Source organism: Tardiphaga sp. (genome assembly GCF_044336785.1).
Taxonomy (GTDB): domain Bacteria; phylum Pseudomonadota; class Alphaproteobacteria; order Rhizobiales; family Xanthobacteraceae; genus Tardiphaga.
In genome coordinates, this window is sequence record NZ_JBIIOT010000149.1 from 1 (window position 1) to 8,331 (window position 8,331).

At 62.1% G+C, this 8,331-nt stretch carries 8 protein-coding genes; 5 read left to right on the top strand and 3 right to left on the bottom strand.

Annotated elements, in window-relative coordinates; translation table 11 throughout:
* Nucleotides 1-19 precede the first annotated feature (19 nt).
* On the bottom strand, nucleotides 20-991 hold the full coding sequence (locus ACIQ2A_RS24580) for a cell division protein FtsX (RefSeq protein WP_398484434.1): 972 nt from the start codon (nucleotides 989-991) through the stop codon (nucleotides 20-22).
* A gap of 9 nt (nucleotides 992-1,000) precedes the next feature.
* On the bottom strand, nucleotides 1,001-1,660 hold the full coding sequence (gene ftsE / locus ACIQ2A_RS24585) for a cell division ATP-binding protein FtsE (RefSeq protein WP_398484436.1): 660 nt from the start codon (nucleotides 1,658-1,660) through the stop codon (nucleotides 1,001-1,003).
* 129 nt (nucleotides 1,661-1,789) lie between these two features.
* On the opposite strand from ftsE, the gene ACIQ2A_RS24590 reads away from it, so the two are divergent.
* The 5 genes from ACIQ2A_RS24590 (at nucleotide 1,790) to ACIQ2A_RS24610 (ending at nucleotide 5,863) form a co-directional block, all read left to right on the top strand.
* Nucleotides 1,790-2,638: an MJ0042-type zinc finger domain-containing protein gene (locus ACIQ2A_RS24590; protein WP_398484448.1), complete on the top strand. Its 849-nt coding sequence runs from the start codon at nucleotides 1,790-1,792 to the stop codon at nucleotides 2,636-2,638.
* Between the two features lie 15 nt (nucleotides 2,639-2,653).
* A complete protein-coding gene (locus tag ACIQ2A_RS24595; protein ID WP_398484438.1) occupies nucleotides 2,654-3,031 on the top strand; it encodes a response regulator in 378 nt (125 codons plus the stop codon).
* Between the two features lie 122 nt (nucleotides 3,032-3,153).
* A complete protein-coding gene (locus ACIQ2A_RS24600; RefSeq protein WP_398484440.1) occupies nucleotides 3,154-3,594 on the top strand; it encodes a PaaI family thioesterase in 441 nt (146 codons plus the stop codon).
* Between the two features lie 196 nt (nucleotides 3,595-3,790).
* Complete coding sequence (locus tag ACIQ2A_RS24605; protein ID WP_398484442.1) at nucleotides 3,791-4,180, top strand: response regulator; 390 nt, start codon at nucleotides 3,791-3,793, stop codon at nucleotides 4,178-4,180.
* A gap of 123 nt (nucleotides 4,181-4,303) precedes the next feature.
* Nucleotides 4,304-5,863 carry an ATP-binding protein gene (locus ACIQ2A_RS24610; RefSeq protein ID WP_398484444.1) on the top strand — a complete coding sequence of 520 codons (1,560 nt, stop codon included), beginning with the start codon at nucleotides 4,304-4,306 and terminating at the stop codon, nucleotides 5,861-5,863.
* On the opposite strand, the gene ACIQ2A_RS24615 is transcribed toward ACIQ2A_RS24610, so the two are convergent.
* Nucleotides 5,860-8,331 (bottom strand): EAL domain-containing protein (locus tag ACIQ2A_RS24615; RefSeq protein ID WP_398484446.1); only part of this gene is annotated, 2,472 nt, incomplete at its 5' end. The two genes, ACIQ2A_RS24610 and ACIQ2A_RS24615, sit on opposite strands and share 4 nt — an antisense overlap.

Here is an 8,331-nt window from a genome sequence, read left to right on the forward strand (position 1 = left end):
TCCGCGCGTCGCTTCAATATCAGTCGATATCATTGAGCGTCGCAAACAGCGTGCGCCGCGATGCAGCAGCGGTGATCGCCGCAATCACCAGCGCCTGCGCGGCCAGGATCAGATAGCCCGACGGCCGCAGCGAGAAGGTGCCGAGCAGTGCTGCGAACTGGTCGCCCACCGGCGTGCCGGAGAACCAGCTAGCAATCGATTCCGAAAAGCCGAACATCAGCATCGCGACACCGCCGCCGATCACGCCGCCCTGCAAACCGAGCCGCAGGAAGTGGCGGAAGAAACGATTGGCGATGTAGCGATCGCCGGCACCGACAAAATGCAGCACCTCGACGATCGGCTTGTTCGCCGCCATGGCGCCGCGCGTGGCAAACGACACCGATATAATGGTGGCGACGATGACGAGTGCAAGGATGCCAAGCCCCGCCAGTACCACGGCCGAGGTCATGGAGCGCATGCGCTCCACCCAGGCGCGGTGATCGTCCACGCTCGCGCTCGGCGTGATTTGCGCAACACGCGCACGCAGGCCCACGATGTCCAACGCTGTCCCTGGCGTGACGCGCGCGACGATGACGCGCGGCACCGGCAGCTCATCGAGCGACAGGCCCGTGCCGAGCCACGGCTCCAGCAACTGTGCCGATTGCTCCTTCGTATAGGGCTGCACTTCGACAATGCCGGGCTGGCCGCGCACCGCATCCGACACCGCCTGCGCATCGCGTTCGAGATTGCGCCCAGCAATCGGCTTCACCTGAATCGTGATTTCGCTCGCGACTTCCGATTGCCATTCCGACGCCGAGGCGCTGATCAGCAGCACCGCACCGGATGTGATCGAGGCGAGGAACGTCATGATCGCAACGACCGCGACCAGCGCGCGGCCGGCGATCTGGCCGCTCGGCACGATGGGCGACGCATTGCGCGCCTTCGCCGGGACCTGCGGGCGCTCCTGCCCGAGATCCATCAGCGGTCCATGCTCGTCGCCGATCCTGCTCACGCCTTCAGCCTATTCATATATATGCAGCCGGCCCTGATGCAGCACCATGCGACGCGCGTCGTATTGGTCCATCAGGGTGATGTCATGGGTGGCGATGATCACGGCGGTGCCGGATTTGTTGAGTTCGATGAACAGCCGCAGCAGGCGGCGGCCCAGCGTGGGATCGACGTTACCGGTCGGCTCGTCCGCGAGCAGCAATTGCGGCCGCGCGATCACCGCGCGCGCAATCGCAGCACGCTGCTTCTCACCGCCGGACAGAATCGGCGGCAGCGCATCCATGCGCTCGCCGAGGCCGACCCATTTCAGGAGATCAATGACTTCGCGGCGATAGCTGGATTCGTCGCGGCCCATCACGCGAAACGGTAGCGCGACATTCTCGTAAGTCGTCATGTGATCGAGCAGGCGAAAATCCTGCAGCACGATGCCGATGCGCTTGCGCAGATCGGCGATCTCGTCCTTCGCCAGCAGCGAGATATCCTGGCCGAACAGATTCACCAGCCCGCGCGTCGGCCGCAGCGACAGGAATAGCAGGCGCAGCAAGGACGTCTTGCCGGCGCCAGAGGGGCCGGTCAGGAACTGAAAGGAATGCGCGGGGATCTGGAAATTCAGATCGCGCAAAATTTCCGGACCAAGCCCGTATCGCAGGCCTACATTTTCGAACCGGACCACGTGCAGCTCCGTTCGACGGGTTCACTTCAGGCGCAAGATATCGGTCATTTGCTTGTGCGGCCGTTATGGTTTCCGATTCGTTAACGGTCGTCTTGTAGCTTGCGCCACATGTCATCGGCACTCGGCACCATGCATATCGTCTGTCCCCATTGCACGACGTCCTACGCCGTCAATCCGGCCGGCTTCGGCGAAGGCGGCCGCACCGTCCGCTGCGCGCGCTGCAAGGAAACCTGGCTCGCCAAGCCGGAGAACCTCGCCGCGCCCAAGCCGGCGATGGCGGCCAACCAGCCCGAGCCGGATGACGATCTCGCCGCCTGGGGCGTCTCCGAGGATGAGGCGCGGGAACCCGATGTTCCCGTGGTCGAGAGCCCCTCGATCTCGGCCGACTGGCCGGCGGAACCCAAGGTCCAATTGCGCACCGAGGACACCGACTGGACCATCGCGGCCCGCGACGAGGCCGAACCGGTGCTCGGCAGCCTGCGCGCGCGCCCGAGCAAGCTTCGCAAGTTTGCCCCAAGACTGCCGCAACGCGGCCTCAACAGATCGCACATTTTGCCCGTCGCAACAGCCGCAATGGCGGCATTTACGATGGCACTTCTGATCTGGCGCGTCGATATCGTCCGCCTGATGCCGCAAACCGCTGCTTTCTATGACGTTTTCGGCCTCGACGTGAATATCCGCGGCCTCGCTTTCAAGGACGTCAAGGTCACCACCGAGACCGTCGACGGCAAGCCGGTGATGCTGATCGAGGGCTATGTCGTCTCCGAGACCCGCGTGCCGACAGCGATGCCGCGTCTACGTTTTGTGGTGCGCGACGAGAAAGGCACCGAAATCTATGCCTGGAGCGCCGTTCTGGAGCAGCCGGGCCTCAATCCCGGTGATAAGACATGGTTCAAGTCCCGCCTGGCGTCGCCGCCGGCGGAAGGCCGCAGCATCGACGTGCGCTTCTTCAACAAGCGCGACGTCGCCGGCGCGTAAGTTTGAGGAATAGCTATGTCGCGTATCCTGATCGCCGATGACGAGGAGCCCCTGCGCCTGCTGGTCGGGCGCGCCATCGGCATGGACGGCCATGAGATCGTCACCGCCGAGGACGGCGCCGAAGCGCTTGAAATCCTTACCGAACAGGAAGGCCGCTTCGACCTCCTGCTGACCGACATCAAGATGCCGATCATGGACGGCATCGCCTTGGCGCTCGCCGCCGCGCGTGATTTTCCGGACCTTACGATCCTGCTGATGACCGGCTATGCCGACCAGCGCGAACGCGCGACCGGGCTCAATGCCATCGTGCATGACGTTGTCACAAAGCCATTTTCCGTCGCCGATATCCGCACCGCCGTCGCGGATGCGCTGGCGTCGCGCAACAAGGCCTGACTCCTTTAGCTTTGTCGCAGAGCTGTGCCGCCCTGCGGCCTCTGGTGCGCGCCCTGCCGCTTTTGTAGAAATCGCGGCAAGCGAGCAATCGCGCCACTCTGATACCGTCACGGGGAATTCGCATGACTGACGCCGACCTCGAAGCCGCCGGTTGGACCGTCATGCACGATGACGGCTTCATCCAGCTGGTCGGCCCGATGTGGCATCGGGAAGTGGATGGCGCACATGAATTCGCGATCCTCGGCCAGGAAAAGCACCGCAATCGCCGCGGCGTGGTGCAGGGCGGCGCCGTCATGACCCTCGCCGATCGCAGCTGCGGCATGGGCGCCCGCGCGGCGTCCGGCGCCGAAGCCCTCGCCACGGTGCAGATGGATACCTATTTCGTCGATGCGGCCCGGATCGGCGACCTGATCGTGTCCCGCCCGCGCGCGGTGCGCACCACCAAAAGCCTGATTTTCATGACGACCGAGGTCTCGGTCGGCGACAATCACGTGGTCGCCACCGCCCATGGCGTCTTCAAGGTGATGCGGGACAGCGCCGACAAGGGCCGAGCCCCGACCTGACCGCGGCGCTTCGTCGGACGCGTTTCTTTTTGCGGAACGAAAAGGCGATCTGGCTCTTATGACAACTGCAGCGTTCGGTTGCAGTGCGCTGTGCGTACCGTCCATTCATATGCAAGATACCTTTTGAATCATGGCTTTTTCCACCCATCGCACTCCTAACGCCCTGCTTGCGCCCGGACTCGATACGGAAGAGCCGATGACGACAGCCACCTCACAAGAAACGCCTGTTGTCCTTGTGGTCGAGGACGATCCTCTGCTGCGTATGAACGCCGTCGATATGATCGAGGAAGCGGGCTTCCGGGCGATCGAGGCGCCGAATGCCGACGATGCCATCCGTATCCTGGAAGAGCACAGCGAGATTCGCCTGATCTTTACCGATATCGACATGCCCGGCTCGATGGATGGATTGGCGCTCGCGCACGCTGTCGCCAATCGCTGGCCACCGGTGCGCATCGTCGCGACATCCGGTCATTTCAAAGTCAGCGAAAGCGACCTGCCGAACGGCGGCCAGTTCATTCCCAAGCCTTATCGGCAGCATCAGCTGATCGACATGCTTGCCAATCTGCAGTCTTCAAGACACGCATGACGTGTATTATAGCGCGTTAGCGCTTGACGCTCTGCCACGGCCCGGCCACGCTGGTTGCGACATACCAGCTTCGGGTGGGGGCAATCGATGTGGGCATCGCTGCAACGTTTTCTCGACAGTTCCATGTTCGCGCCCCATGGCATCTGCCTGCTCTGGGATCCCGGCCTGATCTGGCTCCATGTCGGCGCAGACGCGCTGATCGCAGCGGCCTATTTCTCGATCCCCGTCGCGCTCACGATCTTCGTCTCGAAGCGACGTGACGTCGAATTCGGCTGGGTGTTCTGGGCCTTCGCGCTGTTCATCATGGCCTGCGGCCTGACCCATGTGATGTCGATCTACACCTTGTGGGTGCCTGCCTATGGTCTCGAAGGTCTTCTCAAGGCGATGACCGCCATCGCATCGGTGGTCACCGCAGTGATCCTATGGCCGTTGCTGCCAAAACTGCTGGCGATTCCCTCCCCTGCCCAGCTGCGCGAAACCGAACTGGCTCTGCTGGAAGAAAGCCGCCATCGCCGCGAGGCAGAAGACCTCCTGCGTCACACGCAGAAAATGGAGGCGATCGGCCAGCTCACCGGCGGCGTCGCCCACGACTTCAACAATCTGCTGACCATCATCAGCGGCAACCTGGAAATCGCCGAGCAGAGCGTCACGCAGTGGACCGAGGCATCCCGCGACCGCCTCAAGCGCGTGATCCGCAGCGCCGCCAGCGGCTCGCAACGCGCCGTGGTGCTGACGCAACGACTGCTCGCTTTTGCAAGACGGCAGCCGCTCGACCCGAAGGTCGTGAATGTGAATGGCCTGCTGCAAGGCATGTCGGAATTCTTCCAGCGCACGCTGAGCGAAAACATCCATCTCGAGATCGTCGGCGGAGCCGGCCTGTGGCAGGTCGAGGTCGATCCGAGCCAGATGGAAGCCGCGATCCTCAATCTCGTCGTCAATGCACGCGATGCCATGGCCAGCAATGGCAAACTGACCATCGCAACCAGCAATGCCTTCATCGACGAAGCTTACGCCCTGCAATCGGACATCACCGTCGGACAATATGTCCTGATCTCCGTCACCGATGACGGACCCGGCATGCCGAAAGACGTGCAGGACCGGGCCTTCGATCCGTTCTTCACGACAAAAGAACCGGGACAAGGAACGGGCCTCGGCCTGAGCCAGGTCTATGGTTTCGTCAAACAGTCCGGCGGGCATGTGAAGATCTACAGCGAGGTCGGCGAAGGCACGACGATCAAGATCTATCTGCCACGTAACGCGCGCCAGCCCGACTATACGGCGGATGATCAGCATCCGGTCGTGGGCAGCAAGGGCGACGAGGTCATCATGGTCGTCGAGGACGATCCCGATGTGAGATCATATCTGGTCGAAACGCTCGAAGGCCTGAACTATCAGGTTCGCGCCGCATCCAATGCCGATGCCGCAATACGCGACTTCGCGGAGGACCCCGAGCCGTTTGACCTTCTGCTCACCGACATCGTGATGCCTGGCATGAATGGGCGACTGCTTGCCGACGAGATGGTGAAGCGCCTGCCCGGCCTGAAAGTCCTGTACATGACGGGCTATTCACGAAACGCCATCGTGCATCAGGGGCGCCTCGATCCCGGCGTGTCGCTGCTTCAGAAGCCGCTCACCCAGGCCGCACTTGGCGGCAAGGTGCGGGAGATGCTCGACAAGCGCTAGGATGCGCGATTCGAGACAACACCGAGCAAGGGACGCGCATCGCGCGTTGCCTGATGCTGTGCGAGCCAGCGCTCGAAATCAGGAACCGACAGCGCCGGTGCGTGCACAAACCCCTGGGTGACATCGCAGCCGAGCTCAATGAGCAGCTTGCGCTGGCCTTCGGTCTCGACGCCTTCGGCGACCACGATCATGTCGAGGCTCTGACCGACGCGGACGATGGCACGGGTGATCGCGAGCGCGCTCGCCTGGCTCTCGATGTCGCGCATGAAACTGCGATCGATCTTGAGCTCGCGCACCGGCAGATCGGCGAGCCGGCTGAGGCTCGAATAGCCGGTTCCGAAATCATCCATGGAGAGCCGCACGCCGAGTTGCCGGATTTTTTCCATGGTATCGATGGCCATGGAATGCTCGCTCATGACGACCCCTTCGGTCACTTCGAGCATCAGCATGTCGGGCGTTAATTCGTTCTCTGCGAGGATTTCACCGACACGGCCTGCAAGCTCGCCGTTCTGGAAATTGATCGGCGACATATTGACCGATACGCAAGGTACCGCGAGCCCCGCTCGACGCCAGGCGGCGAGCTGTCGGCAAGCTTCGCGCAACGACCACATGCCGATCAGCTCGATGAGACCGTATTCTTCCGCAAGCGGAATGAATTTCGAGGGCGACACCTCGCCGAGTACGGGATCGCGCCAGCGCGCCAGCGCCTCGACACCATAGACGCTGCCATCCGTACGCAGCTGCGGCTGATAATGCAGACGCAGCACGCCGTGAACGATGGCATTGCGAAGCGCGATACTGAAAGCGAGCCGTTCTTCGGTGACGCGGTTCATATCGGCGCTGAAGAAGCGATAGGTGGAGCGCCCCGCGAGCTTGGCCTGATACATGGCGGCATCGGCATGCTTGAGCAGACCATCGATATCGCCGGCATTGTCCGGATAGATACTGACGCCGATACTGGCCGAAACAGGCACCGTCCTGGCATGGAGCTGGACCGGCTGAACCAGCGAATCCAGCAATCGACAGGCCACGGCGGCAGCGTCTTCGACCTGGCAGTTCGGCAAGACGACGACGAATTCGTCGCCGCCCTGGCGACTGATCGTGTCACCGGGACGAATATGCTTGCACAGACGTTTGGTGACGCTGACCAGAAGGTCGTCGCCGACCGAATGGCCGAGCGTGTCGTTGATATCCTTGAAGTGATCAAGATCGAGGAACATGACCGCGATCTTGTCGCCGGCGCCTGCAGCCTCGATATGCCTGGTCATGAGCTGGTGCAGTTGGGCACGGTTCGGCAAGCCCGTCAGAGCATCGAAATAAGCGAGGCGCGCGATCTCGCTGCGTGCTTCATGGCGTTCGATCGCCAGTGCACAGAGATGCACGCAGTTGTCGACGATCGTCTGATGCCAGCGCGTCGGCGTCCGCGACTCGCGAAAATAGAAACCTATCGCGCCGATGACACGCCCGTCCCTCGCCTTGATCGGCGTCGACCAGCACGCCTGCAAGCCAGCCTTCAGCAGCAACTCATTATACGGCAGCCACTTGGGGTCTGTCGCAATATCAGGAGAAAAGACTGGTTCGCCGCTGAATGCCGCGGCGCCGCAACAGCCGACATCGGGACCAAGCATGAGGCCATCGATCGACTTCGAGAAGCCTGCAGGCAAACGATCGCCGCCGAGCGGATGCAACAGGCCCGCGGGATCAACATGGAGCACCGAACAGACGACATCGGGCGCGATCGCCTCGACACGACGGCAGAGATCGCCGATGACATCCAACACCGGCATGTCGTTGGCGAGATGTTCGAGCGTGAGGTGCTGCAGCGAGTGAATCTGCTTGCTCTCGGTGATGTCCACGAGGATGGCCACCAGATTCTTCACCTCGCCATTGTCATCGCGATGGGCATTGACGGTGGTCGAGATCCAGATCTCTTCGCCATCCTTGTCGTAAGTGAGCAGATCCTCCTGCCCATGCCCCTCAGCTTCGATCGTGGCGTGGAGACGCTCGATCGTTTTGCTATCGGTATATTCGCCGGTCAGAAGATGCTGCGGGTGCCGACCGATGGCTTCCTCCAACGAATATCCGAACAGATCGGTGAAGGCCTGGTTGACATAGTTGATGTGCAGATCGCGATCCGTCACCATGACGACGCGATCGGTCTTTTCGGCGACAAGCGCCATCAGCGCATTCTGCTCGCGGCGCCGGATCTCATCGCTGACGTCGCGCACGAAATTGATGTAGAGCGTCTTGCCGCCGTAATCGACGCGCGAGATCGAGAACGCACCCCAGGCCTCGCTGCCGTCCTTTCGGCTGATGCGGAATTCACGCCGGCCTTTTACGGGTGCATGCGTCGGCAACGCTGCTTTCAGCGCAATGACCCCTTCGAGATCGGCGCGCACATCGGGTGGCACCAGCATATTGACCTGGCGACCGACGACCTCTGTACGGGCGTAGCCCCACAATCGCTC